The sequence below is a fragment of the Nigerium massiliense genome, assembly GCF_000826085.1.
In the GTDB taxonomy this organism is placed as follows: Bacteria; Actinomycetota; Actinomycetes; order Propionibacteriales; family Propionibacteriaceae; genus Propioniciclava; species Propioniciclava massiliense.
In genome coordinates, this window is record NZ_CCYM01000003.1 from 1,408,403 (window position 1) to 1,434,551 (window position 26,149).

The 26,149-nt window shown below is 72.9% G+C and carries 23 protein-coding genes and 1 tRNA gene; 7 read left to right on the forward strand and 17 right to left on the reverse strand.

What is annotated here, in order from left to right:
• Positions 1 to 4: 4 nt before the first annotated feature.
• Positions 5 to 508 carry a universal stress protein gene (locus BN1187_RS13005; protein WP_040162370.1) on the reverse strand — a complete coding sequence of 168 codons (504 nt, stop codon included), beginning with the start codon at positions 506 to 508 and terminating at the stop codon, positions 5 to 7.
• Between the two features lie 25 nt (positions 509 to 533).
• Complete coding sequence (locus BN1187_RS13010; RefSeq protein WP_040162372.1) at positions 534 to 1,787, reverse strand: SLC13 family permease; 1,254 nt, start codon at positions 1,785 to 1,787, stop codon at positions 534 to 536.
• A 250-nt stretch (positions 1,788 to 2,037) separates the two neighbouring features.
• On the opposite strand from BN1187_RS13010, the gene BN1187_RS13015 reads away from it, so the two are divergent.
• Positions 2,038 to 2,358 (forward strand): DUF2853 family protein, encoded by a 321-nt coding sequence (locus tag BN1187_RS13015; RefSeq protein WP_040162374.1) that lies wholly within the window; start codon positions 2,038 to 2,040, stop codon positions 2,356 to 2,358.
• A 128-nt stretch (positions 2,359 to 2,486) separates the two neighbouring features.
• Here the strand turns inward: BN1187_RS13015 and BN1187_RS13020 are convergent.
• From BN1187_RS13020 to topA, 7 genes are all read right to left on the reverse strand, one after another.
• A tRNA-Thr gene (locus BN1187_RS13020) sits at positions 2,487 to 2,562 on the reverse strand.
• Between the two features lie 63 nt (positions 2,563 to 2,625).
• On the reverse strand, positions 2,626 to 4,236 hold the full coding sequence (locus tag BN1187_RS13025; RefSeq protein WP_052462699.1) for an alpha/beta hydrolase: 1,611 nt from the start codon (positions 4,234 to 4,236) through the stop codon (positions 2,626 to 2,628).
• 26 nt (positions 4,237 to 4,262) lie between these two features.
• Positions 4,263 to 5,747 (reverse strand): DoxX family membrane protein, encoded by a 1,485-nt coding sequence (locus BN1187_RS13030; RefSeq protein ID WP_052462700.1) that lies wholly within the window; start codon positions 5,745 to 5,747, stop codon positions 4,263 to 4,265.
• 98 nt (positions 5,748 to 5,845) lie between these two features.
• A complete protein-coding gene (locus BN1187_RS13035) occupies positions 5,846 to 7,006 on the reverse strand; it encodes a DNA polymerase III subunit delta' (protein ID WP_040162376.1) in 1,161 nt (386 codons plus the stop codon).
• Positions 7,003 to 7,638 (reverse strand): dTMP kinase, encoded by a 636-nt coding sequence (gene tmk / locus BN1187_RS13040; protein ID WP_040162378.1) that lies wholly within the window; start codon positions 7,636 to 7,638, stop codon positions 7,003 to 7,005. Before tmk ends, BN1187_RS13035 begins: the two co-directional genes overlap by 4 nt.
• A 104-nt stretch (positions 7,639 to 7,742) precedes the next feature.
• Positions 7,743 to 8,120: a peptidoglycan-binding domain-containing protein gene (locus BN1187_RS13045; RefSeq protein WP_052462701.1), complete on the reverse strand. Its 378-nt coding sequence runs from the start codon at positions 8,118 to 8,120 to the stop codon at positions 7,743 to 7,745.
• 120 nt (positions 8,121 to 8,240) lie between these two features.
• Positions 8,241 to 10,976 carry a type I DNA topoisomerase gene (topA, locus tag BN1187_RS13050; RefSeq protein WP_040163391.1) on the reverse strand — a complete coding sequence of 912 codons (2,736 nt, stop codon included), beginning with the start codon at positions 10,974 to 10,976 and terminating at the stop codon, positions 8,241 to 8,243.
• A 239-nt stretch (positions 10,977 to 11,215) separates the two neighbouring features.
• On the opposite strand from topA, the gene BN1187_RS13055 reads away from it, so the two are divergent.
• Entirely contained in the window at positions 11,216 to 12,559 is a 1,344-nt protein-coding gene (locus BN1187_RS13055) for a S1C family serine protease (RefSeq protein ID WP_052462702.1), read from the forward strand.
• A gap of 357 nt (positions 12,560 to 12,916) precedes the next feature.
• Complete coding sequence (locus BN1187_RS13060) at positions 12,917 to 14,080, forward strand: S1C family serine protease (RefSeq protein WP_052462703.1); 1,164 nt, start codon at positions 12,917 to 12,919, stop codon at positions 14,078 to 14,080.
• 188 nt (positions 14,081 to 14,268) lie between these two features.
• Here BN1187_RS13060 and BN1187_RS13065 read toward each other — a convergent pair whose 3' ends face one another.
• The gene (locus BN1187_RS13065; protein WP_040162380.1) at positions 14,269 to 15,771 is read right to left on the reverse strand and encodes a DUF7059 domain-containing protein; all 1,503 of its coding nucleotides are present in this window, start codon (positions 15,769 to 15,771) and stop codon (positions 14,269 to 14,271) included.
• Positions 15,772 to 15,838: 67 nt separating this feature from the next.
• On the opposite strand from BN1187_RS13065, the gene BN1187_RS13070 reads away from it, so the two are divergent.
• Both BN1187_RS13070 and BN1187_RS13075 read left to right on the forward strand, forming a co-directional pair.
• The gene (locus BN1187_RS13070; RefSeq protein WP_052462704.1) at positions 15,839 to 17,431 is read left to right on the forward strand and encodes an amidohydrolase; all 1,593 of its coding nucleotides are present in this window, start codon (positions 15,839 to 15,841) and stop codon (positions 17,429 to 17,431) included.
• Positions 17,428 to 19,707 carry a DEAD/DEAH box helicase gene (locus BN1187_RS13075; protein ID WP_040162382.1) on the forward strand — a complete coding sequence of 760 codons (2,280 nt, stop codon included), beginning with the start codon at positions 17,428 to 17,430 and terminating at the stop codon, positions 19,705 to 19,707. Before BN1187_RS13070 ends, BN1187_RS13075 begins: the two co-directional genes overlap by 4 nt.
• A 23-nt stretch (positions 19,708 to 19,730) precedes the next feature.
• On the opposite strand, the gene BN1187_RS13080 is transcribed toward BN1187_RS13075, so the two are convergent.
• The 7 genes from BN1187_RS13080 to ssd all read right to left on the reverse strand — a co-directional run bounded on the left by BN1187_RS13080 (position 19,731) and on the right by ssd (position 24,513).
• Positions 19,731 to 20,099 (reverse strand): Rv3654c family TadE-like protein, encoded by a 369-nt coding sequence (locus tag BN1187_RS13080; RefSeq protein WP_040162384.1) that lies wholly within the window; start codon positions 20,097 to 20,099, stop codon positions 19,731 to 19,733.
• Entirely contained in the window at positions 20,096 to 20,443 is a 348-nt protein-coding gene (locus BN1187_RS13085) for a TadE family type IV pilus minor pilin (RefSeq protein WP_218184662.1), read from the reverse strand. The genes BN1187_RS13080 and BN1187_RS13085 overlap by 4 nt, the downstream gene beginning before the upstream one ends.
• Before the next feature lie 62 nt (positions 20,444 to 20,505).
• A complete protein-coding gene (locus tag BN1187_RS13090; RefSeq protein ID WP_040162386.1) occupies positions 20,506 to 20,754 on the reverse strand; it encodes a DUF4244 domain-containing protein in 249 nt (82 codons plus the stop codon).
• 110 nt (positions 20,755 to 20,864) lie between these two features.
• Positions 20,865 to 21,311: a type II secretion system F family protein gene (locus BN1187_RS14425; protein ID WP_072042112.1), complete on the reverse strand. Its 447-nt coding sequence runs from the start codon at positions 21,309 to 21,311 to the stop codon at positions 20,865 to 20,867.
• A gap of 173 nt (positions 21,312 to 21,484) precedes the next feature.
• Entirely contained in the window at positions 21,485 to 22,318 is an 834-nt protein-coding gene (locus BN1187_RS14100; RefSeq protein ID WP_052462707.1) for a type II secretion system F family protein, read from the reverse strand.
• Between the two features lie 10 nt (positions 22,319 to 22,328).
• Entirely contained in the window at positions 22,329 to 23,462 is a 1,134-nt protein-coding gene (locus BN1187_RS13105; protein ID WP_040162387.1) for a TadA family conjugal transfer-associated ATPase, read from the reverse strand.
• Complete coding sequence (ssd, locus tag BN1187_RS13110) at positions 23,452 to 24,513, reverse strand: septum site-determining protein Ssd (RefSeq protein ID WP_040162388.1); 1,062 nt, start codon at positions 24,511 to 24,513, stop codon at positions 23,452 to 23,454. The genes BN1187_RS13105 and ssd overlap by 11 nt, the downstream gene beginning before the upstream one ends.
• Before the next feature lie 115 nt (positions 24,514 to 24,628).
• On the opposite strand from ssd, the gene BN1187_RS13115 reads away from it, so the two are divergent.
• Together BN1187_RS13115 and BN1187_RS14505 are read left to right on the forward strand one after the other, a co-directional pair.
• Positions 24,629 to 25,381: a class I SAM-dependent methyltransferase gene (locus tag BN1187_RS13115; protein ID WP_082034706.1), complete on the forward strand. Its 753-nt coding sequence runs from the start codon at positions 24,629 to 24,631 to the stop codon at positions 25,379 to 25,381.
• Positions 25,382 to 25,463: 82 nt separating this feature from the next.
• Complete coding sequence (locus BN1187_RS14505; RefSeq protein ID WP_052462708.1) at positions 25,464 to 26,147, forward strand: phage holin family protein; 684 nt, start codon at positions 25,464 to 25,466, stop codon at positions 26,145 to 26,147.
• The last annotated feature ends 2 nt before the right edge of the window (positions 26,148 to 26,149 follow it).

A 26,149-nucleotide genomic window follows, 5' to 3' on the forward strand; every position in this document is an offset into this window, starting at 1 on the left:
AAGGCTACGGCCTCGGCTCGGGCGGCTCGTGCCCCGGCGGCGGTGGCGGCGGGATCGACTCCAGCGAGGGGGAGGACTCCGGCCAGAGCAACAGCACCGGGCAGGGCGCGTGGTCGACGACGAACCGGGTGTGCTTGCCGAGGCTCTGGGGGCCGAGCCGGCTGCGGTCGCCATCGCGGGCCAGCACGAGAAGGTCCGCGGTGGCGGCCTGCTCGGTGATCAGCCGCTCGGGGCGTCCGGTCAGGCTGAGCCGTTCGCAGGGGCGGCCGAGCCGGGACGCCGCGCGCTCCAGGACGTCCTGGGCGGCCTCGTCGCTGACGGCCGCGAGACGATCCGCGGGGCGGCGCCCGTAGCCGCGCCCCATCAGGCCGTCCATCAAGCCGCGCGGCACCTCCTCATGGCTGTCACGGGCGTGGACGAGCGTGATCGAGTCCCCAGCGGGCCTCGACCGGACCGCATCGATGCAGGCCGGCCACGTGGCCTCCTGCACCCAGATCAGGATCTTCATCGGTGACCTCCTCGTCGTGACGTCCTCATCGTGGCAGCAGCGTCAAGGCGCCCCACAGGGCCGCGGTGCCGAGCAGCAGCCCCAGCGGGACGGTGACGAGGCCGAGCACGGTGAACCGGCCGACCTCGGTCTCGTGGTCGTGGGAGTGGACGATACGGCGCCACAGCAGCGTCGCCAGCGAGCCCACATAGGTGAGGTTGGGCCCGACGTTGACGCCGATCAGGACGGCGAGCACCGGTCCGACCCCGGCGTCGGCGACGAGGGGCAGCATCACCAAAATGGCCGGCAGGTTGTTCACCACGTTGGCCAGCACCGCGGCCATGAACGCGAGCAGGACCAGGGTGAGCAGGCCGTCGCCGCGCGGTACCAGGTGACCGACGGCGTCCGCCAGGCCGTGGTCGACGACCCCGCGGACGACGACGCCCAGCGACAGCACGAACGCGACGAACCCGACGTTCGCCGACGTCAGCACGCTCATGACGGTGGACCGCTTGGCGGCGATGCTGATGGCGCCGAGCACCAGGACGCCGGCGAAGGCCGCGACCGCCGCCTCGACGCCCAGCGCGGAGCACACCAGGAACCCGACCAGGGTCAACGCCAACACCGCCACCGCGGCCACCGGCACCTTCACCTTCTCGTCGGGGACGGGTTGCGCGTCGCCCGCGGAGACCGAAAGGTCGCCCCGGAACGCGACCCGGAACGAGACGTACTCCACGGCGATGACGACGAGCCACGGCGCCGCCATCACCAGCGCGAACCGGGCGAAGTCGAGGCCGGTGGCCTCGAGGGCGAGCAGGTTCGTGAGGTTCGAGACGGGCAGCAGCAGCGACGCGGAGTTGGCCAGATGCGCGCAGGCGTACAGGTGCGGCCGCGCCTTCACCCCCACCCGGGACGCGGTCGCGAACACCACGGGGGTGAGGAGCACCACCGTGGCGTCCAGGCTCAGCACCGCGGTGGTCAGCGAGGCGACGAGGAACACGAGCCCGAGCAGCCGGGTAGCCGAGCCCCGGGCGCCCCGCGCCATGGCCTGCCCCGCCGCCTTGAACAGACCCTCGCGGTCACACAGGTCGGCGAGCATCAGCACCGCGGCGAGAAACGCGGCGACCGGCGCCAACCGGCCGAGCTCTTCGAGCAGGGATGGGATCGGCACCACGCCGGTGAGCACCAGCAACGCCGCGACCGGGACCGCCGCGGCCGCCTCGGGCAGCCCCTTCGGCCGGACCACCGCGAACGCCAGCACGACCACGAGCCCCGCGATGGCCGCGACCTCAGCTCCCATCCCACCTCCGATGCCGCGCAGAGCCTAGCGCCCCCCGCGCCAGTGTGGGGCGCGTTGGTGCCGGCGCCACGCCTTCTGCGACTGTCCGCGCGCAGTGGCCCGGCGCGATCGGGTCGGGCGTCCCTGGACGTGCCCGGGCTGACGACACAGTCGGACGGACTCCACGGTTCCGCTGCATCGCTTCCAACCTCCTCTAGGGTGTGCGCTGGCAGGGTCGATCGACGGCCCTCGACGAGAAGGGACACCCCCGATGGCTACTGATTGGGCAGCCGACGTCAAGAAGCACGCTCCCGGAGCCGACGACGCCGTCGTCGCGAAGCTCGTGAGCACCTATCGCCTGGTGATGAGCAACACCGACACCGCCTACGTCGCTTTCGGCGACAAGGAGGAGCTGAAGACCGTCCGCGAGAACTTCCTGAAGAAGAAGCTCGGCCTGACGCAGTCGGACGACGAGCTCGACAAGGCGATCGCCGAGGTCGGCGCCGAGCTCAAGGGCGTCAACCGCAGGAGCCGCATCACCGTCTACTACCTGCTCGCCGACAAGTTCGGCAAGCTCGGCGTCTTCAAGTAAGTCGCCGCTAGTCACGCTCGAGGGGGCGTCCACCAGCGCGGTGGACGCCCCCTCGCTTCGCGTGTCCCCGGCCCCGTTCAGAGGTCGGGAGGAACGAAAAACCCCTAGCCACGGGGCCAGGGGTTGGGTGGAGCCACCTATCGGATTCGAACCGATGACCTACGCTTTACGAGAGCGTCGCTCTACCGACTGAGCTAAGGTGGCGCGGCCGACGAGGCCGGTGCACCACTATAGCGGGGCGCTCGACCGGCGGCGAAATCGGCCCGCTCACGAGCAGGTCAGCCCAGCCTTCGGCACGATGCCGGCGTTCAGGTAGTCGCGAACGGCGGTGTCGATGCAGGCGCTCTTGCCGCCGTAGGCGACGTGCCCCTCCCCCTCGAACGTCACCAGCACCGACGACCTCAGGTGCCTGGCCAGGTCGACGGACTCCTCGTAGGGCGTCGTGGGGTCGTTGCGCCCGCCGACGACGACGATCGGCGGGGCGCCCGCGCCGTCCACCTTCTCCAGCGGTCCCGCGGTCTTCACCGGCCACTGCGCGCACATCACCTGCGGGCCGTAGAGGTAACCGAAGAACGGGGCGCGCTGCCGATCGATCGCCCACTGCCGCTCGGCCTGCTCGACGGTGGTGGGGCGGGCGTCCGCGCACTGGATCGCCTGGAACGGTCCGAGCAGGCCGCCGTAGTTCCCCTCCTTGTCGCGCCCGTACAGCTCGTCGGCGGCCATCATCAGCATCCGGCCGTCGCCGTGGCGCAGCCTGTCGAGCGCGGTGTCGAGGACGGGCGTGGCCAGCGTCCCCGCGTAGAGCATCGCGGCCATGCCGGTCGCGGCGCGGCTCTGCGTGAGTTGGCGGTCCCCGACAGCGACGGGGTGGGCGTCCAGGTCGTCGAGCAGCTTCCGGATGGACCCGATCACGTCGGCGCGGCTCGTGCCCCAGCGGCAGCCGCCGAGCAGGCAGGCGTCCGCGAAGGAGTTCAGCGCGCGGTCGAAGCCGAGCGTCGGGGTGATGCCAGCGGTCCCGGTGACGTCCACGCCGGCGTCCAGCACGAGGCGGCCGACGCGTCCGGGGAACAGCTGGGCGTAATAGGCGCCGAGCATCGTGCCGTAGGACTGGCCGACGTAGGTGACCCGGGTCTCCCCCAGCGCGGCGCGGATGATGTCGAGGTCGCGCGCGTTCTCCTGCGTCGAGATGTGCGCCAGGACGTCGCCGCTGCCCCGCAGGCACGAGTCCGCGAAGGCCTTGGTGCCGCGCAGCAGCTCGGCGCGCTCGGCCGCCGACTCCGGGGAGAGGTCGAGGGCCAGGAAGCGCTCAGCCGCGGCCCCGTTCGCGCACTGCAACGGAACGGAGCTGCCGACGCCGCGGGGGTCCCAGCCGACGATGTCGTAGCGCTCGAGCCCCTTGGACGAGAACAGCGACACGTACCCCGTACCGGACCCGCCCGGCCCGCCGGGGTTGACGAACAGCGACCCCAGCCGGGGGCCGGCCTTCGCCTTCCGGCGCGCGAGGCCCAGCTCGATGCTGCGCCCCCGCGGGATGGCGTAGTCCAGCGGGACGCGCACCGTGGCGCATTCCAGGGCCACGTCGGTGCCGCAGCGCTGCCAGGTGGGCCGCTGGGCGTAGAACTCCCGCAACGCGGACGCCTCCGCCGGCAGCGGCGCCAGGGACGCCGACCCGGACGGCGGCGGTGTCGGAGCCGTCGGCACCGGGACCAGGGGCGGATTGCTCGGCGAGGCGGCGGACGTCGGTGCCGGGGTGGCGACGGCCGGGGACGCGGCCGTGCTTGGCACCGGAGAGGACGCCGTCGGCGCCGGGCCGCCGGTGGCACAGCCGGTGAGCAGGACGAGCGCGGCCAGCCCCGCCAGTGCCCGACGCCCGCTCATTCGTTCCCTCACCGCGGCCGGCGCGGTCAGCGGGGCAGGCCCTCGCGGGCGAGCATGGCCTGGCGCTCGGCCTTGGTCTGCGCGCGGCGGCGCCGGAAGGCACGATCGAGGCTCCAGCCGCCCCCGCCGAGGAAGAGGAGCAGCAGGCCCACGGCAGCGAGCAGCAGCTCCAGCTCGCCGATGAAGCCGGACTGGCCGGGCTGGAAGATGCTCCACGCGCCCCACAAGACCAGCGCGAGGGCGCCGCCGGTGACGAGCGTGACGCCCAGGCCGGCGAGGCGGGTCAGCAGGCCGACGAGCAGCGCGACCGCGATCAGCACCTCCAGCACGCCGACGCCCAGGGCCAGGTAGCGCGGGTACGGCAGGATCGTGTTCGAGAACAGGTCCGTGGCGGCGCTGCGGTTGAGCAGCTTCTGCGCGCCGTGGACGCCCATGATGAACGCCGTCACCGCCCGCAGCAGGAACAGCCCGAGAGAACCCCAGAACGTGTCGGTCGTGCGCACGACCTGCGTCGTGGTGACCGGGGCGAGCTCCTGTTCCGGCTGACGCGCCGGCGCCAGCGCGGCCTCGCGGGCGTCGCGGCGGGCGCGACGCTCGGCCGCCAGCCGCTCCTGCTCGTCGCTGACGGCCCGGTCGCGCTCCGACAACGCGGCGGGACGGTCCTCGACGCGGCCAGGGTCGTCCACGCGGACCCCGTCGAACCCGCGGTCCTCCGCCCGATCGGCGCCGTAGCGACGGTCGTCCAGACGATCCGTGTCGAGCCCCTGGTCCGCCCCCGGAACGGGGTCGGAGGAGGCGTCGCGGTCGCGCCACGCGGTGGGGCCGGAGGAGACCCAGTCGCCCTGACGATCCCGGAGGACATCCTGGTCGCGGACATCACGGCCGGACGCCCCCTGGGTATCGTGCCGGTCAGGCTCAGGATGCGGGGGGTTCACGACGTCACCCACGGCGGCGTTGGCCCGCTGGTCGCCGCGGTCCTCGCCCCGGGCGCCGGCGTGCGACTGGCCCTCGTCCTGGCGAGACGCGCGGACCAGCCGGGGATCGTCGGCGTCCGGGCCGGCGGGGACCTGCCGGCTCACGCCGCGATCGTCCTCGGGGCGGCGCTCCGGCGGGGTGGTCGTGTGCTCACGGGCGTCGTAGAACCGGTTGTCGGGACGCTCCCGCGCACCCGAGCCGTACACGTCCTGGTAGTCGTAGGACGCGGCATCTTCGCGGCGGTCGCGCGGCTGCCAGGGACCACCGCCGAGCGGCTGGGCGTCGTCGCCCGAGACGGCCTCGTTGTCGCACGACTGCGCGAACTCCTCCTCGGCACGGCTCACGCCGTCGTCGCCGTGCTCGTCGGTCCGGGCGACGGCCTCCTCGCGGGCGACGTCGGCCCGGTCGGCTGCCAGGCCGTCCTCATCGAGACCGGTGGCGTCCGAGACGTCCGGGCGGCCCTGCTCGGGATCGGATGCGGGGACGCCGTCCACGCCGGTCGTCTTGTCGCCGTTCCTGAACGGGTTCCAGGCCATGAGCGTGTCCTTTCGTCGCAAACAGACTCATCGTCCCGTAGTCCGCCGCGTCGGCGCCGCAGCGACACGGGAGCCCCGCGCGGCCAGCCCCGGCCGGCTCACGCCCGCAGGCTGATCATCAACGACTCCATCGCCAACAGCGGCGCCACGCTGGTCTCCAGGGCGGTGCGGCAGTCGAGGATGGCGTCCAGCCGCCGGATCGTCGACTCCGGCGTGTGCTGTTGCGCGAGGCGTCCGATGTCGTCGGCGTGCTCGGCATTGATCAGCGGCGCTCCGGCCCGGGTCTGCACCGTCAGGACGTCCCGGTAGTAGCTGGTGAGCTCGGTCAGGACGCGGTCGAGCGCGTCCCGCTGGAACCGCTTCGCCCGGGCCTTCTGCTGATCGTCGAGCTCGCGCAAGGCCGCGCTCATGTTCGTGCGCCGGACGCCCTTCGTGCCGGCCCCCAGCGCCTCGTTGAGCTCCGCCTTCTCGCGGGCGTCGAGCTCCGCGGTCGCCTGGGTGGCCTCCTCGCCGGCGGCCTCGACGACGTTGGCCGCCGCGTTCAGGCAGGCGCCCAGGGTGGTGAGCCGGGACGGCAGCCGCAGCACCTCCTCCCGGCGGGTGCGGGCGGCCTCGTTGCGCGCGAGGACGCGGGCGCGTCCGATGTGGCCCTGCGCGATGCGGGCGGCGTACTGGGCGATCGCCTCCGGGACGCCGTCACGCCGCTGCAGCAACGCGGCGATCGCGGCGTTGCTCGGTGTGGCCAGCTCGACCAGCCGGGTCCGCGACCGGATGGTCACGATGACATCGTCGGGCGTCGGCGCGCACAGCACCCACACCGTCTTGGGCGCAGGCTCCTCCAGGCTCTTCAGCAGGGCGTCGGCGCCGCGCTCGGTGATGCGGTCGGCGTCCTCGACGACGATGACCTGGTAGCGACGCAGCGTCGGGCTCATCGCGGCGCGCTGGACGAGGCTGCGCACCTCGTCGACGCCGATCGACAGCTGCTCGGTGCGCACCAGCGTCACATCGGGGTGGGCGCCGGACAGCGCGGTGCGGCAGGCCTGGCACTGGCCGCAGCCGCCCCGCTCGCACTGGAGCGCGGCGGCGAAGGCCTTGGCGGCGTTCGACCGGCCCGAGCCGGGCGGGCCGGTGATCAGCCACGCGTGGGTCATCGCGTGCCGCTGCCCGGCGACGGCCCGCCGGAGGATCTCGACGACCCGGTCTTGCCCGACGAGGTCGGCCCACACCCCGCCCGCGGGGGTCTGCGTGGTCGCTTTCATGGGTCGAGCCTGCCACGCGGGTCCGACAGCAACGCGTCCACCCGATCCCGGACGGCCGCCGCGATCGTCTCGATCGGCTGACGCGCCGGCAGGACGAGGTAGCGCTCGGGTTCGGCCTCGGCGAGCTCGAGGAACCCCTGCCGGGCGCGCAGGTGGAAGTCGTCGCCGGCCGCCTCGAGCCGGTCCTTGGCCGTGATCGCGCCGACGCCCCGCGCCGGCTCCAGGTCGAGCAGCACGGTCAGGTCGGGGCGCAGGCCGTCCGTCGCCCAGCGGGCCAGCCCGGCCAGCTCGCCACGGTCGAGGACGCGGCCCGCGCCCTGGTAGGCCAGCATCGAGTCGACGTAACGATCGCACACCACCACCGCCCCGCGCGCCAACGCCGGCCGGACGACCTCGTGCAGGTGATGGGCCTTGTCGGCGAGGTAGAGCAGCGCCTCGGCGCGGGCGTCCAAATCGCCGGTCGCCGGGTCGAGCAGGATCTGCCGGATCTGCCGGCCCGCGGCCGTGTCGCCCGGCTCGAAGGTCCGGACGACCTCGCGTCCAGAACTGCGCAGCCGGTCGGCGAGCAGCGTCGCCTGCGTGGACTTGCCCACGCCGTCGCCGCCCTCGAACACCACGAACAGTCCGCTCATGCCCACCTCCGCTGCCCCATCATGCCCGACCTGACGGGCGCCGATGCCAGCGGACGCGTCGCGGGCCGCCTACCAGGACGAGCCGCACGAGGGTCGCGCGAGGGTCAGCCGCTCAGGCGATCCCAGGACGCCCAGCCGATGATGCCGTCGGCCTTCAGGCCCTGGCTGCGCTGGAACGCCTTGGCCGCGGACACGCTGCTCGCGCCGAACACGCCGTCGGCGCTGCCCTTGTAGTAGCCCTTCGATCGCAGCAGCGACTGCGCCTGCCGCGCGCACGCGGACCGCTCGCCCTGCTCGACCTGGGTGTAGCGGCACTGCGCCGCGGTGGACGCGGACGACGAGGGCGCCGTGCGCGTCACGGGCGCATTACGGGTTGAGCTGGTGCGGGAGGGCGCCGTACCCGCACCCTGGGTGTGGGCCACCCCGGCCGCGGCCATGCCGATCACCAGGATCGCGGCCACCACTTCACCGCCGTCGCTCATACCGTCCCCTCCCTCGGGCGAACATCGACTCCCGCGCAGGTCACGCGCGGGCTCGTGCGCAGGCAATCCTACGGCGAACCCGCCGGGGTGCCCAGATCAGTCGCGACCTCGACTTGAGGGTCAGGAGCCGGAAGCCGTGCCCGACTTCTTCGCGGGCGCCTTGCGCGTCGCGGTCTTCTTCGCGGCCGGCTTCTTGGCGCTGGACGACCGCGTCGTCCGCTTCTTCGGGGCCGGGCCCTTGGCGCGCTTCTGGGCGAGCAGTTCGGACGCCCGGGAGATCGTGATCTCCTCCACCGAGTCGTCCCGCCGCAGGGTGGCGTTGATCTCGCCGTCGGTGACGTAGGGGCCGAAGCGGCCGTCCTTCACGACGACGGGCTTGCCGGTCTCGGGATCCTCCCCCAGCTCCTTCAGCGGGCCGGCCGCAGCGCGGCGTCCCCGCTGCTTCGGCTGGGCGTAGATCGCCTCGGCCTGCTCGAGGGTGATGCTGAAGATCTGGTCCTCGGATTCGAGCGAGCGGGAGTCCGTGCCCTTCTTCAGGTAGGGCCCGTAGCGGCCGTTCTGGGCGGTGATCTCGACGCCGTCGGCGTCCGTGCCGACCACGCGCGGCAGGTTCATCACCTTCAGCGCGTCGTCCAGCGTCACCGTGTCCAGCGACATCGACGCGAGGAGCGACCCGGTGCGCGGCTTGGCGGACTTCGGGGCGTCCTCCGGCAGCACCTCGGAGACGTAGGGGCCGTAGCGGCCGTTCTTCGCGACGACCTTGTGCCCGGTGTCGGGGTCGGTGCCCAGCTCGCGCTCGGCGCCGGTGGGGTTGGCCAGCAGCTCGCGGGCCTTCTCGACGGTCAGTTCGTCGGGAGGCAGGTCCTCCTCGACGTTGGCGCGGTTGCCGTCGGCGTCCTCGACGTAGGTGCCGTAGCGCCCCACCCGGACGGCGATGCCGGAGTCCTCGCCGGCGACCGGGTAGAACGTCGACAGCTCGCGGGCGTCGATCTCCCCGAGCTCGTTGACCAGTTCGTGCAGCCCGTCGCGGGCGTCGTCGGCGTCGCCGCCGTAGTAGAACTCGTTGAGCACCGCGACCCGCTGGGCCGCGCCGCGGGCGATCTCGTCGAGGTCGGCCTCCATCTCGGCGGTGAAGCCGTAGTCGACCAGGTGCGGGAAGTGCCGCTCGAGCAGCCGGGTCACCGCGAACGCGAGCCACGTCGGGACCAGGGCCGAGCCGCGCTTGAACACGTAGTCGCGGCTGGTGATCGTGCGGATGATCGCCGCGTACGTCGACGGGCGGCCGATCTCGAGCTCCTCCAGCTTCGCGACCAGGGACGGCTCGGTGTACCGGGCCGGCGGCCGGGTGTCGTGCGCGGACGCCTCGACCGCGGACGCCTGCAGCCCCTGCCCCTTCTCGACGTTCGGCAGCGGCGCCTGGGCGTCGTCGGCGGAGTCGCCCTCGTCCGTGCCCACCACGTAGGCCTTGAGGAAGCCGGGGAACGTGATCGTCCGGCCGGACGCCGTCAGCTCGGCGGACTCGACGGTCACGACCTCGCCGGATGAGGCGTCCGTCACCTCGACCCCGGACGGCAGCGTCGCGGCCATCTTGATCGTCAGCGTGTTGCCCTCGGCGTCGCGCATCTGGGACGCCAGCGTGCGCCGCCAGATCAGGTCGTACAGGCGCAGGTGGTCGCCGGACAGGCCGGTCTCCTGCGGCGTCCGGAACGAGTCGCCCGCCGGGCGGATCGCCTCGTGCGCCTCCTGCGCGCTCTTCACCTTCGACGTGTACACGCGCGGCTTGTCGGGCAGGTACTCGCTCCCGAACCGTTCGGTGACCTGCGCGCGGGACGCCTGGATCGCCGTGCCCGACAGCGTCACTGAGTCGGTACGCATGTAGGTGATGAAGCCACGCTCGTACAGCTCCTGGGCGACCGACATCGTCCGCTGGGACGTGAAGCCGAGCTTGCGGCCGGCATCCTGCTGCAGCGTGGTCGTGCGGAACGGGGCGTACGGACGCCGCGTGTACGGTTTCGCGTCGACGCTGGTGACCTCATAGGACGCCTCGCGCAGCCCGCCGGCCAGCGTCTCAGCACCCTCGAGCGCCAGGTGCAGCAGGTTCTTGCCGGTGAGCTGGCCCAGGGAGTCGAAGTCGCGTCCGGACGCCAACCGGCGCCCTCCGGCGTCGCTGAGGCGCGCGGTGAAGCTCGTGTCGTCGGCGGAGTCCTCGAGGGTGTGGAGCGTGGCCTCGACGTCGGCGTACGTCGCGGTGCGGAACGCCATGCGCTCACGCTCGCGGTCGACCACCAGGCGGGTCGCGACGGACTGCACGCGGCCGGCCGACAGCCGCGGCATGACCTTCTTCCACAGCACCGGGCTGACCTCGTAGCCGTAGAGGCGGTCGAGGATGCGGCGGGTCTCCTGGGCGTCGACCAGGTCGGTGTCGAGCTCGCGCAGGTTCTCGGCCGCGTCCCGGATCGCCTGGGGGGTGATCTCGTGGAACACCATGCGGCTGTAGGGGATCTTCGGCTTGAGCTCCTGCAGCAGGTGCCAGGCGATGGCCTCGCCCTCGCGGTCCTCATCAGTGGCCAGGATGAGCTCGTCGACGTCGGCGAGCTTCGCCTTCAGGTCGCGCAGCGTCGCCTTCTTCTCGGGCTGGACGACGTAGAGCGGCTCGAACTCCTTCTCGACGTTGACCCCTGTGCGCGCCCACTTCTCGCCCTTGTACTTGGCGGGCACCTCGGCCGCACCGGTCGGCAGGTCGCGGATGTGGCCACGCGAGCTTTCGACGATGTAGTCGTCGCCGAGCACGCTGGAGAGCGTCCGAGCCTTGGTGGGCGACTCGACGATGACGAGCTTGCGCTTGGTATCAGCCACGATCAACTTTCCTCGAACAAGGGGACGGCTCCCCGGGGAGGGCGCCAAACCGCCACTGTAGCCGCGCCTCGAGCCCGCATCGTAACCCCGTTCGGGCCGCTGAGACGGTGGCCGTTCAGCCAACAGAGCGCGACCTCGCCTCACAGCTTCAGCACAGGTTGGGCCCAGCAAACTCCCAAGGGCGTCGGATTGTCTAGGGAGCACGGACACCGAGACGGCGTCCGCCGAGGAGGATCACCATGAGCAGCGAGCGCACCGACCACCCCGACTTCGAGCGTCCCCCGCGGTCCGGCGCGGCGCCCCTCTCCGTGCCTGGTCAGCCGGACGGGGGCGCCCCTGCCGCCTACCCCGGCGGACCGGCGTGGGGCGCGACGCCGGTGCGCCATCGTCCCCGGAAGAAGCGGACCGGCCTGATGGCCGTCGGCTCGGTGCTGGCCGTCGGCGTCCTCGCGCTCGGCGTCAGCGTGCCGAACGTCGTCCCGGCGTTCCGGTCGGCCATCACCGGCCAGTCCGCGCCTGCGGGGCTGGGGTCCGGCTCCACCGGGTCCGGGGGCTCCACGGCGTCCGGCGGAGTGCCCACGGACCAGGCATCGTCCGGGTCGGGGGGGTCCAGCTCCACGACGGCCGAGGCGTCCGCGGCCCAGAGCGCGGGGATCGTTCTCATCGACACCGCCACGACGTCCGGCGAGGCCGCCGGCACCGGCATGGTGCTCACCGCGTCCGGGCAGGTGCTGACGAACTACCACGTCGTGGAGGGGAGCACCGCGATCAAGGTCACGGTGCCGACGACCGAGCAGACGTACACGGCGACGGTGCTCGGCCACGACGCGAGCCGGGACGTGGCGCTGCTCCAGCTGGCCAAGGCGTCCAACCTCACGGTCATCAGGCCGGACACCGACCCGCTCAGCGTCGGCGAGGCCGTCACCGCGGTGGGCAACGCCAACGGGCAGGGCTACCTGAGCGCGGCCAGTGGCCGCATCACGACGACCCGGACGACCGTCACGGTGAACAGCGACAACCTCGCCGGCTCCGAGACGCTGCGGGACGTGATGGCGACTGACGCCAAGGCGCAGCCCGGCGACTCCGGCGGGCCGATGCTCGACGCGCAGGGCGAGGTCGTCGGCATGACGACCGCGGGCGGCACCGGTGGCGGCTACCGGCCGACGTCCGCCACGACGACGAGCTTCGCGATCGACATCGACGACGCGCTCGCCGTGGCCAACGTCATCGAGGCGGGCCGGGATTCCGGGACCGTCCAGGTCGGGCCCAATCCTTACCTCGGCATCACCGTGGCCTCCGCGCAGGGCGGGTCCGGCGACCGCGGCTACGGCGGCTACGGCGAGGCGTCCTCGGACGGCGTCGAGGTGAACTCCGTGACGCCCGGGACGCCGGCCGACACAGCCGGGCTCGGCGAGGGCGACGTCATCACCTCGGTGGGCGGCACGAGGGTCACCAGCCAGGCCGAGCTCGCCGCGGCGCTCGCCGAGCGCCAGCCCGGTCAGCGGGTCACCGTGACCTGGGACACGGCCGACGGTCGGAGCGAGACGGCCACCGTCACCCTGGACGCGAGCCCGATCAACTGACGGGCCACAAGCCGCCCTCGCGGCCCAAGCCGCCCTCGCGGCCCAAGCCGCCCTCGCGGCCCAAGCCGCCCTCGCGGCCCAAGCCGCCCTCGGGATCTCCTTCGACGCTAGGGGTGGGGTTGGGAGATCCCGAGGGCCTCAGCTCGGCGAAACCCCGTGCTCCGAGCGAACCGCCGCGCCGGGACCGTGGCGGGCGGGGCGCCTCAGACTCGTCGTCCGGACGTCGGCGAACGTCGCGGCCCCGGCGCGCGGAAATCGCGGCGAAACCGGCGCCGTGGCACTCTTGACGTCGACGCTCCGCAGGTGCCGGTTCCGTCCCGGAGGGGTGTCGGCCCACGCAACCGAAGGATTTTCCCGATGCAGCCGTACCCCGCGCCTCCCCCACAGGGGCTGCCGCCGCAGCGTCCGCGCAAGCCGGGACGCGCGGTGGGGCTCGGGGTGTTGGTCGCGGTGATCGCCGACCTGGTCGCGATCACCCTGCTGCCGACCGGACTGGGACTCGCGCCCGCGAGCCAGGGGTCACCGGCGCCGACCCTCCCGAACGCCGCGGGGCCGAGCACCGCCCTACCGAGCCGCCCGGGGCCGAGCACCGCGCCGAGCGTGACCCCCGGGAACGCCGAGGTGTCCGTGTCGCCGCAGGTGCAGCGCGGGCTGGCGCTGATTCGGGTCACGAGCCCGGGACAGTCGGGGGCCGGCACCGGGATGGTCCTCACCCCGGACGGCCAGGTGCTCACGAACTACCACGTCGTCCGGTCGACGTCGCTGGTGCGGGTGACGATCGCCGCGACCGGCAAGCGGTACGACGCCAAGCTGGTCGGACGGGACGCCACCCGCGACGTCGCGCTGCTGCAGCTGCAGGGGGCGAGCGGGCTCGAGCCCGTGACGATCGACCATCACCCCGTCGCCGTCGGCGACACCGTTGTGGCCGCGGGCAACGCCAGCGGCCAGGGCTACATCACCGCGTTCAGCGGCAAGATCACCGCGACCGACCAGAGCATCCGGGTGCGCGGGCAGAGCGAGTACGACCCCGAGGAGAACCTGCGCGGGCTCATCGAGACCGACGCCCACGCCGAGCCCGGCGACTCCGGCGGGCCCATGTTCGACGACACGTTCGAGGTGATGGGCATGACGACCGCGGGCAGCACGCGCGGGGAGGCGTCCAGCTACGCGGTGCCGATCAGCGAGGCGATGAGCGTGGTCGATCAGGTGCGCCGCGGGGACGAGTCCGGCACCGTCGTGATCGGGCCGAAGCCCTACCTCGGCATCATCGCCGAGCGCGCCGAAAGCAGCGCCGGCGTGCCCGTCAACAGCGTGGAGTCCGGCAGCGCGGCGGCCGGGGCCGGCGTCGAGACCGGGGCGCACATCACCGAGCTGGACGGCCGTCCCGTGCGCTCGCACGCGGAGCTGTCCGCCGTCCTCGACTCGCTGCAGCCCGGCGACAAGGTCACGTTGAAATGGACCACCCGCGGCGGTGAACGGCGCACCGCCGAGATCACGCTGGGCACCAGTTCGCTGAACTGACACGCGCGCGTGGGGTCAGGTCGCCCGCTTAGCGCGCTTCCATGCCTCCCCTTGGGTGAACTGACACGAGCGCGAGGGGTGGGGTCGCCTGCTTGGCGCGCTTCCATGCCTCGCCGTTGGATGAACTGACGTGCGCGCGTGAGGTCGCCACTCCCCCGGTTGACCAGCAGCCTCGGATCCCGGGCCGCTCACTCGTCGAGGTAGCCGTCGGCGACCAGCTCGCGCAGTCGCGGCGTGAGTTCGGCGCGCAGGGCGCCGGCGTCCACCTCGTAGATGGACGCGATCGCGTCGATGATCTGCGCGGCGGTCAGGTCGCCGTCACAAGCGCCGACGAGGGCCGCGAGGCCGGTGTCGGCCTCCAGCGCCCGGCCGAGCCCATAGGTCTGCCGCAGGACGAGGTGCTCGGGGTTGTCCGCGCCCGGGCGCCCGAGCGTCTCTTGGACGACGCCCTCCAGCGTGCACCAGCGCGCGCCGAGCAGGTCGGCGTCGGTGCGTTGCAGCAGGTCGACGGCACGGTGCTGGGCGGCGAAGGCGTCCCCGATGGGCTGATGGACGCCGTGCGGCCACTCCTCGAAGCGCAGGTCGGGGACGTCACGGCCCGCCCGGCGCAGGGAGATCCAGCCCATGCCGACGCCCACGATCCCGAGGGCGGCGAAGTAGTCGACCCACTCCCGGTAGCGCTCGGCGTAGTCGGGGCGGCTGTTGGCGCCGGCGTCGGTCAACCAGATCTCGGCGTACTCGTAAGGGTCGAGGCGCTCGCGCTGGACGACGAACGCGTCGCACCCGGTGGGCCGGATCCAGTCGGCGAGGCGGTCCTGCCACGGGCGATCGCCGAGGATCGCCCAGTTGCACAGCACCTGCATGGTGCCGTCCGCGGCCAGGCGCGCGCCCCCGCCGGTGACGACCTGCTCCACGAGCCCGTCCCCGGCCTCGGTGCCCTCCCGGTAGGTGAGGCGGACGTCCGAGGGCGGAGACATGACGAACGGCGGGTTGGTGACGATCAGGTCGAAGCGCTCGCCGGCGACCGGCTCGTACAGCGAGCCGAGCCGCAGGTCGGCGTCCACCTGGTTGAGGCCGCACGTGACGCGGGCCAGCTCGAGGGCGCGCGGGTTGAGGTCGGTGGCGACGATGTCCTCGACGTGCCGGCTCAGGTGGAGCGTCTGGACGCCGCAGCCGGTGCCGAGGTCGAGTGCGCGGGCGGCCGATCGCCGGATCGTCAACTGGGCCAGCGTCGTGGACGCGGGCGAGACCCCGAGCACGAAGTCGGCCGGCGTGTCACCGGTGCGTTCGTCCATGTGGGTCAGGGGGTCGTGGCACACCCAGCCGTCGACGGCCGCCGTCGTGGCGGTGGCCTCCGCCGCGTAGGGGCGGATTTCGACGCGGGCGCGCACGGTGTCACCCTCCGACCCTGCGGACGCAGCGAGGAGCCCCGCGTCGAGCAGGGCGTCCACCTCGGCGCCGAGAGCGCGCTCGGCGTCGGCGCGGCTGACCGCGTCCTGCACCACCCACAGCCGCATCAGCGTGGCCTGCGGATCCCGATCACCGCCCAGCGCGTCCCTGGCCGCGAACGTCGTGTTGCGCGCGAGACCAGCGGAGCCGGACTCCCCCAGCCGACGCGTTACCGGCTCGTAGGTGTAGTCGGCGGCGAGCAGCCGCTCGCGCAGTCGGGCGATGGACGGGTCTGGCAGCATGGCTCCAGCCTGTCACGCCGCGACGGATCACCGAACGCCGCCGCGTCGACGCCCGCGAGGAGGGACCGTGACCACACCGACCCAGGAGCAGCGCGCACCGCTCGCCGAGCGCGCGCTGCTGATCCGCAACGCCCTGGTCGTCCCCCTGCCCGGAGGGAGTGCCGGCCTGGCCGACTCGCCCGCGGAGCGGCATGCCGGCGAGAAGCCCGTCGACATCCGCATCGCGGCCGGCGTCATCACCGAGGTTGGGCCCAGCCTGGTCTCGCACGGCGAGGACGAACTCGACGCCGCCGGGCGTTGGGCCATCCCCGGCCTCTGGGACCAGCACGTGCACTTCCTGCACTGGGCCAGGGCCCGCGGCTGGCTCGATGTCGCCGATTCGGCGAGCCAGGACGACGTCGTCGACACGGTTCGCGCGCACGTTGCCACGTCGACCACCGACCCCGACCAGGTGCTGATCGCCTTCGGCTACCGCGCCGCATTGTGGCCGGCCCCCGCCTCCGTCCCCGACCTGGACGCCGTCAGCGCCGGGCGGCCCGTCATCGCCATCGCCGGGGACGCGCACAACGGCTGGCTCAACACGCGCGCCCAGCGGATGTTGGGTGTCGGACCGTTCACGACCGCCGTCAGCGAGAACGCCTGGTTCGAGATCAACGCCCGGCTGCCGGAGCTGCCCGGCTTCGAGCCGCAGCAGGCCGACCTCGTCGCGACCGTCTCCGCCATGGCAGCCCAGGGGCTGACGGGCATCGTCGACCTCGACTTCCGCGACGCCTTCACCGCGTGGCCGCGCCGCGTCGCCTCTGGCCTCAACGTGATCCGCGTCAGCGCGGGGGTCTACCCCGAGCAGCTGGACGAGGCGGTCGCGCTCGGCGTCGAGACCGGCGGAGCCCTGCCCGGCGGCGATGGGCTCATTACCATGGGCCCCTTGAAGATCATCACCGACGGCTCGCTGAGCACCCGCACGGCCTGGTGCTGCGCGCCGTACACGGACGCGCCGGCGGGTGCGCGCAACGCGGCCGGAGCGCCCAATGTCACCGCGGACCGGCTCGACGACCTCATCGCGACGGCCACCGCCCACGGTCTCGCCGTCACCGCCCACGCCATCGGCGACCGCGCGAACGAGGGCGTCCTCGATGCCTTCGCCCGCGCCGGGATCGGCGGCCGGATCGAACACGCCCAACTTCTGCGTTGCGACGACATCGGCCGCTTCGCCGAGCTCGGTGTCACCGCGAGCGTCCAACCGGCGCACCTGCTGGACGACCGCGACACCGCCGAGCGTTGCTGGGCGGATCGCACAGCGCGCTGCTTCCCGCTCCGTTCCCTGCTGGCCGCCGGCGTCGATGTCGTCTTCGGATCGGACGGTCCTGTCTCGCCTGTCGATCCCTGGCTGGAGATGGCTGCGGCCGTCCACCGCAGCGCCGACGAGCGGGAGGGCTGGCACGAGGAACAGTCCCTCAGCCCCGCCGAGGCCCTCGCCTGCTCGGTCGACGGCCAGCGGCTCGAGCCGGGTTGCCGCGGTGACGTAGTCCTGCTGGGAGCCGACCCGCTCGCGCCGGCGTCCAGCCCCCGCGAGGCCGCGGAGATCCTGCGCACGATGTCCGTGGCGGCGACGGTGTGTGCAGGCCGCGTCACGTACTGCGAGGAGCATCCGAGCCGATGACCGTGCCCGCGTGGCTGCTGGACGATCAGGTCGCGCACGTCCATCACCGGGCGGCCCGGCCAGGCCGCACGGCGCCCTGGCCCGGTTGGGTCGGCCAGGACGTGCGAGACGCCCTGGGCCGCCGTGGCATCCAGGCGCTGTGGCAGCACCAGGCGACGGCCGCGGACGCCGCCTTCGAGGGTCGGCACGTCGCGATCGCGACCGGCACTGCGTCGGGCAAGTCGCTGGCCTACCTGCTTCCCGCCCTCGCCGCCGGCCTGCACGGCACGATCGGCACCAGCCTCGCCGGCCGCTCGGCCCAGCGCAGCGCCTTGCGCCTGGACCTTCCGCCCCGCCACACCGCGCTCTACCTCGCCCCGACCAAGGCCCTCGCGCACGACCAGTTGCGCATCTGCACCGAGCTGGGCCTGTCGGGTTGGAAGACGTCGGCCCTCGACGGCGACTCCGATCGCGACGAGCGCCGCTACGCACGCGAGTTCGCCACCTACGTGTTGAGCAACCCCGACATGCTGCACCGCTCCGTGCTGCCCAACCACCAGCGCTGGTCGCGCTTTCTCGGCGACCTGCGCTACGTCGTCGTGGACGAGGCGCACCGCTACAAGGGCGTCTTCGGGGCGCACGTCTCCGCGGTGCTGCGCCGGCTGAGAAGGTTGTGCCGCACCTACGGCTCCGACCCGACGTTCGTCTTCGCCTCCGCGACGATCAGCGAGGCCGACGAGGTCGGCCGGTCGCTGGCCGGGCTGGACGAGGTGCAGCTCGTCGACGAGGACTGCTCGCCGGCGCCGGCCCTCGACTTCGTCCTGCGGCGCCCCACGCGCGCCCTCACGGAGGACACCGCGCGCATGCTGGCGCGGCTGTGCGCCACCGGTCAGGCGCTGGCGTTCACGACGTCCCGCGTGCAGGCCGAGCTGGTCGCGATGCGCGCCAGGGAACTCGCGACCGAGCCAGACACGATCGCCGCCTACCGCGGCGGGTACCTGCCCAGCGACCGGCGTTCGATCGAGGCGGCTCTGCAGGACGGCCGGCTGCGAGGCGTGGCCTGCACCAACGCTCTCGAGCTGGGCGTCGACATCTCGGGCATGGACGCCGTCGTCGCCGCCGGTTTCCCCGGCACGCTGGCTGCCCTGTGGCAGCAGGTCGGACGGGCCGGCCGGCACGGCCAGGAGGCGCTCGCCGTTCTCGCCGCCCGGGAGGATCCCCTGGACGCCTATCTGACCGAGCACCCCGAGTTGATCTTCGACCGGCCGATCGAGCGCACCGTCGTCTACCCCGACAACCCGTACGTGCTCGGGCCGCATCTCGCCGCCGCCGCCCAGGAGCAGCCCCTGACGCCGGCGGACGCCGAGTTCTTCGGCCCCCAGACCGTCCCGATCGCGGAAAGGCTCACCGCCCAGGGGGTGCTGCGTCGGCGCGCCACGGGCTGGTTCTGGACGCATCCCCAACGCGCCGTCGACTCCATCGACCTGCGGTCGCTCCACGGGAAAGCGTGCGAGGTCATCGACGTCAACACCGGCCGGGTCATCGGGCAGGTCGACCCCGGCGCAGCCGACCGCACCCTGCACCCCGAGGCCGTGTACGTGCACCAGGGCGAGCAATGGCTCGTTGTCGAGTTCGACGAGCGCGACCGCATGGCCCTCGTCGATAGAGCGGACGGCACGTACTACACCCAGCCGCAGTCGGCGGGCGGGGTGCAGGTACTCGACGAGCAGCGCCGCCGCCGGTTGGGCGACGGGACGCTGTGCTACGGCACCGTGGAGTTGACCAGCCAGGTCACCTCGTACCTGCGTCGGGATGCCGAGACCGGTGACGTCTGGGACCAGACAGCCCTCGACCTGCCGCTGCGTCGGATGACCACGAAGGCGGTGTGGTGGACGCTCCCCGACGACGTCGTCGCCGGCCTCGACATCGACCCCCAAGAGCTGCCGGGGGCGGTGCACGGAGCCGAGCACACAGCCATCGGCCTGCTGCCGGCGCTTGTGCCGTGCGACCGCTGGGACATCGGGGGGCTGTCGACCGTGCTGCACCCCGACACAGGACGCCTCACCGTCTTCATCCACGACGGCAACCCCGGGGGCTCGGGCTTCGCGGAACTGGGCTACGACAAGGCCGAGCTGTGGTGGGAGGCCACCTGGGAGCGACTGCGCAGCTGCCCCTGCAGCGACGGGTGCCCCGCCTGTGTCGTCTCCCCGAAGTGCGGCAGCGGCAACAACCCGCTCGACAAGCGGGGCGCCCGGATCCTCGTGTCCGCGCTGGTCGGTCACGCCTCCCGCGGCTGACCGGCGGGCGGCGCGTCCGCCGGTCACGGCCCGTCCTGAAGGACGCCCGCGTTGGCTTGTGCCTCGGCCTTCAGCGACAACCCGAGCGGACGCCACGACGGCTCCCGCACGACGGTGACCGACACGACGAAGTCGATCTCGTCGCCCACCAGCGTGCAGGCGGTGATGCGTACCCCGTTCGCCTGGGCCGTGCTGCCGGCCGCTGCGCAGGCGTCGTGGCCGCCCGCCGCCGCCTCGCCGCCTGCCAGGGCCGCCAGGTCGGCGGCGCCCTGCGCCTGGTGGGTCACAGCGCGGTACGCGCTGGCGATCACGACGACGCCCACGATCGCCGCCAACAGCATCATCGCGACCGCCACGAGACCGGTCACGTTGCCGCGCTCGCCTCGCCTCATCGGGAGCCCTCCGTCAGCACGCGCGCCTGTGCCGACACGGGGACGGTGAACAGCTCTCCGAAGCCCGCCCGCGCCGTCACCTGCACGACCGTGGCCTTGCCCTCGCGTCGTCGCAGCACCTGAGCTCCGCGCGGGGCGTCGCGCTCGGCCGCCCGTGCCGCCGCGCGGTCACCACGGGCGTCCTGGCGGGCCACCTCGTTCGCGGTGATCTGGCACAGGTTCAGCACCATCAGCATCGAGATCAGCCAGGCGACGATCATCGCGACCGCCGCGACCACCAGGCTGACCATCGCCAACTCGGCGGTGGCCATGCCCCGCTCTCCTCGGCTCGGCATCTGCGTCATCTCCCACCCTCTCCGTGAGGGGCCGCCCCGGCCCTCCTCCGGGGCGGCCCTGCGCCGGACGGTCAGCCCATGGCCCCCGTGACGACCTTGAGCAGCTGCACGACCGCCTGCTGGAGCGCCTGGGTGAACACGCCCGACTTCATCGCCGTGATCACGAGACCGACCAGCGTCACCACGAGCACGACGCCGATGGCGTACTCGGCCGTGGTCATGCCGCGCTCACGGCTCCACTCCTTCGGCGCGGCGGGCTCGTCCACGACGAGCTCTTGGCCGTCGACGTCCTCCACGAACTCCTCGACTTGCTGCGACATGTTTCCTCCTTGGGTTCCGCACCGCCCGTCGCGGTACATCCCCCACCATGGGAATCGCCACCCGGCGCCCGTCACCCGATCCCCTCCTGTGGATAACTCGCGCTTTCGACTCACCGGCCCACGAGACCCCCGAAGATCGGCGCAACTCCGAGGAGGAAGAACGCGGGCAGGAAACAGACCACCAGCGGAACGATGCTCCGCACCCCCGCCTTGCGCGCCTCGACGAGAGCCAGAGCTTCCGCCCCGCGGCGTGCCTCCCGGGCATGCTGGCGCAGCAGCACCGACAGCCCGACGCCGCTGCCGACGGAGCGGCTGATGTCGCGCGCGATCGTGCGGTATCCCGCCGCTTCACCGAGCGACGCCCACGCCTGCGGCTCGGCCACCCCCAGGTCCACCTGGTGCAGCACCGCCAGCAGGACGTCGCGCGTCGGCCCCTCCATCGCTTCGGCCACGGTGCGCGCCGCGCCCCTGGTGGGACGCCCCGCCTCCAGACACACGGCCAGCAGCTCGCACACCTCGGCGACGTCCCCGCGCAGCGCCCTGTCACGCCGCCTCACGGCCGGGGCCTCGCGCGCCGTCCGCCACCAGGACCCCACTTGCTGCCACCGGCGGCGTCCGTCGCCGCCCTCGTCAAGCGGCTTGGTCAGCTCCCGCACCCGACCGGCGTGCGACCCCGAAGCCAGCCACAAGGCGAGGGAAGCTGCCAGGGCGGCGGCTATCGCCCAGCCGGTCATGTCCGGCCTCCCGCGGGTTCGGTCGCGATGGTGTCGGTCCACCACACGCCCAGGCAGGCCAGGCCGACACCGGCGACGAGGCATCCCTGCCCGACCAGGCTCTGGGTGAGGAACCGGATCGGGTCGCCCCCGAACACGTAACCGAGCAGCAGGCCCACCATCGGCAGCGACCCGAGGAGCCGTCCGGACGCGCGCGGCGCGGACAGCTCGGCCGCTACCGTGCGCTCGATCTCGTGATCGACCGCCAGCCGTTCGGACGCCCCCTCGATCGACTCGCTCATCGACGCCCCGGTCTCCCTGGACACCTCCCACGCCCGGGCCAGCCGCAGCATCCCCTGCTGTCCGGGCACGGACGCCACCCGCCGCAGCGCCCCCGTCGGGTCACCGCCCACCGCCTGCACCGCGGCCGCCTCGGCCAGGACCCCGCTCTCGCCCGCCGCCACGCTGATGGCGGTCGCCGGGATCTGCCCGACCCGCAACAACCCCACCAGCACTTCGCCGGCGCGGACCACCTCGTCGCGGCGTTGCTGAGCCAGAGAGCGGGCCCGATGGCGCGCCACGAGGCCGCCGATCGTGCCGACGACCATCACCGCACACAGCGCCAGTGCCCCGCCCCGCGTACCGCCGGCGAACACGCTCACCACCACCACCACCGCGGCCGCGAGCGCGGCCCCGAGTCGCCGCGACGCGTGGCCGGGCTCCGGACGCTCCGGTTGCGCCTCACCCTGCAGCCGCCGCTGCCACCGCCGCGGCGAAGCCGGCCCAGCCAGCAGCGCCGCCGCCACCGCGGCGAGCACAGCGCCGATGACCCAGATCGATGATCCGCCCACCCCGCTCACCTCAGCCCAGCGCCCGACGGAGCCGGCCGCGTCCGGAACCCCACGTCATGGCTCCGTCGACGTCGAACGTGAGCGCCGGGACGCACCGGACGAGCCCATCGTGGCCCGGCTCGAACACGGCGATCTGCTCCACGAATCGGCGGCCGCCGTCGCGCCTCAGCTGCACGACCACCTCGAGCGCCGCCGCCACCTGCGCGTGCAGAGCGCTGCGATCCAGGCCGCCGAGGGCCCCCAGCGCCTCGAGCCGCGCCACGACGGCCTCGGCCGAGTTGGCGTGGATGGTCCCGCAGCCGCCCTCGTGGCCGGTGTTCAGCGCGATCAGCAGATCGGTGAGCTCGGCGCCACGCACCTCGCCCACCACCAGGCGGTCGGGCCGCATCCGCAGCGCCTGCCGCACCAGTTGGGTCAGTGTCACGGCCCCGGCGCCCTCGGCGTTCGGCGGTCGGCCCTCCAGGCGCACCACATGTGGATGCGGCGGGTCCAGCTCCCGCGAGTCCTCCACGATCACCAGCCGCTCTCTGCCGGGGACCTCGCCCAGCAGCGACGACAGCAACGTGGTCTTGCCCGTGCCGGTGCCTCCGGAGATCAGGAATGCCCGCCGCGCTGCCACCAGGTCACGCAGCGCGTCAACCCCGGCCGCGCTCAGGCCGGAGCCCCGCCAGTCGTCCAGGGTCAGCCGCACGCGCGACGGAACGCGCAGCGACAGGCACGTGCCCGGGTGGGCCACGGAGCCCAGCACCGCGTGCACTCGGGTTCCGTCGGGCAGTCGCGCGTCGACGAACGGCTGCCCGTCGTCCAAACGCCGGCCCACCATTGCGGCCAACCGCACACCCAGTCGCCGCACCTCCTCCTCGGAGGAGAACGTCACCGGGGCTCTCTCCAGCCCGCCGCCGCGATCGACATAGACCGCGTCCGGGCCGTTCACCAGCACGTCGGTGACCGCAGGGTCGCGCAGCAGCGGTTCCAGCGGGCCGGCGCCCCGGCTGTCGCGACGCAACTGATCGACGGTCGCCAGCACCGACGCGTCGCTCACGACGTGGCCGAGCCAGCGCAGCGCGTCCGCCACCGCGACCGGCGTGGCCTGTTGGCCCTGCGCGCTGAGGCGTCCGCGCACCTCGTCCAGGTCAATCGCCATCCGACACCCCTGCCATCAGCCGCTCCAGTACCACGTCCACCTGCTTGCTCCACCGTCCGCGGCGAGACCTTCCGGGCGGATCCCCCACCTCGGCCGCCCGGGCGACGCGGGCGTCCGTGGCCAGGGTTCCCAGCACGTCCGCGCCCAGCGCTCGCCCGACCAACTCGGGCGCGACGCGTCCGCCGGTGGCCCGCACGATCAGCCGCGGCTCGGCGAGCTCCAGCGCCCGGAGCATCTGTCCCGCGGCCGCCACCGACCGCACGTCATCCCCACTCAGGAGCACCACCTCGGAGGCCCCCTGCAGCTGCTGCCGCACGCATGGCAGCGGCGCCCGTCCGGCGTCGAGCACGACCAGCTTGTGGTGGCGGCTGAGCGAGCCCAGGACCGCCTGCAGGGACTCCGCCTGCGGCTGATCGACCTCCCCCGACTCGCCGCTCGTCCCCGGTCGAGCCATCGACACGACCGTCACGCCGTCGACGCACGGCAGAAACCGGCGGACATCGCTCACCTCGCCCCGGGCACCCAGCAGACGCGGCCAGCGCCACCCAGGGGTGCGCTCCGCGCCCAGGAGCAGGTCGACGCCGCCGCCCAGGGGGTCAACGTCGACCAGCGCCGCCGGCCAGCCCCGGCGACGCGCGGCGAACGCGAGCCCGGCTGCCAGCGTCGATGCGCCGATCCCACCGCTGCCGCCGACGACTCCGATCAGCGGCGACCCCCGGTCGGGATCCTGCGACAGCACAGCCGACAGCCAGGCCAGCCCGTGCGGTAACGGGATCACCTCGGCCCCGATCGGCAGCGACCAGGTACTCAGGGCGTCCGCCTCGAAGCCGACGAGGTAGACCCGTTTCCGGCGCGGGGGCGCGGCGCTCGCCAGAGCGGCGGCTTGATCGGCCCCGATCAACACCACCTCGGCGGTGCCCCAGCGCCGGACCGCCTCCTCGGCCGTGTCCACCGTCTCGACCAGGGTGCCCAGCGCCGCGGCGGTGGCGAGCACGGCGTCGGTGACTCGCTCGTCGTGCGTCAACAGGACGCCGCTCATCTCGTCCGTCATGTCCCCACGGTGAGTCCTCGGCCCCCGAATGCGTCACCGATTCTCGTCCCTGTGGATAAGTCCGCGCTCGTGCCCGTGGCCTCGGCGCCCACCTGCACCGCTTACCATCGTCGGCATGAGCCCGACGAGTCAGTCCCCCTTTCCGAGCGCCGCCATCGATTGGCTGGTCCCGGGATCCCGGGAACACGTGCTCGCCCTGGGCCGCAACTGCGCTCCGCTCCTTCCCCACCTGGCCGCCACGGGCCACCATCTGACGGCGAACGATCCCGACCCCGCAGGCGTCCGGGCCATGCTCGGCCGCGCCCCGGCGGCGCTGCCCACCGTGTCCGAGGCGATCCGCATGCCGTTCGTCCCGGGCGCTTTCGACACCGTCTTGATCAACCAGTCGCTGCACACGCTCGACCTGCCCCGGGCCCTGCCCGAGATCGCCCGCGTCCTCATCGACGGTGGCACCTTGGCGGTCTCCTACACCGTCCGGGACGACTCCGTCCCGTGGGTGAAGCGTCTCGCCGCGCTCATGCAAAGCATCGACAGCGAGGCCATGACCGGGGACTACGGCGGCGATTCGGTCGCGGAACTGGCCCGCTCGCCGTTCTTCCCCGACCTCGAGCGCAAGAACTTCCGGCTGTGGGTGCCGATCGCCCGCGTCGGTCTCCTCGAGATGGTCGCGCGACGCTTCCCCGACCTCGCCGAGGACCGCCGCGCCGACCTCCTCGCCGACGTCGGCCGGCTCTACGAGGCGTCCGCCCGGGTGCCCGAGCCGCTGCTGTTGCCCTACCAAGTGGCCTGCTGGCGCGCCCGCGTCGATCACAGCGAGTTCTCGACGCCGATCCGGCTCCCCGACCGGGGTTTGTCCATTTCGTTGTGAGGCGCACTCACCGCACAGGTACCCCGCCGCCGCATCTGGCGGCTAGCATCGGAGGGCGTAGCCAGCCAAACGAGGAGTACCCATGCCCGAGCAACAGCCCGACGTCGGCGACGTCATCAAGGACATCTCGACCGATATCCAGACGATCGTCAAGGGTGAGATCGCCCTGGCCAAGTCGGAGATCATCCCTCAGCTCAAGGGACTCGGCATCGGGGGCGGGCTGCTCGGCGGGGCCGCGGTGCTCGGCGTCATCGCGCTCAACGTGCTGTTCGTCTGCCTGGGCTTCCTCTTCACCAACCTGTTCTGGGGCCATACCGCGACGCCGGTCGGCGCCTTCGGGTGGGGCTTCCTGTGCGCCGTGGGCGTCTACCTCGTGCTCGCCGGCATCCTCGCGCTGATCGGCATCAAGAAGCTGAAGTTCAAGGCTCCCGAGAAGACCATCGACGAGGGTCGCAAGTCGTTGAGCGCCGTGTCGTACGCCGCGTCGTCCGGCATGCAGGACGTCAAGCTGATCGCCAACCGCGGCAGCAAGCAGTTCACCACCGACGATCAGGGCTACATCCAGACCGTCTACAAGGGCCAGGCCAAGCCCAAGGAGCCGCTGCCCCAGAGCTTCCCGCCCGTCTCCACCACGGCGGCCAGCACCGACAGCGACTTCGACCACGCCGAGACGCTCGACACCGTCGACCCCGTCGTCACCGGCCCGGACGCCACCTCCCCGGCCACCCGCACCGCCGGCGGAGCAACCCAGGCCGTCCAACGGTAATC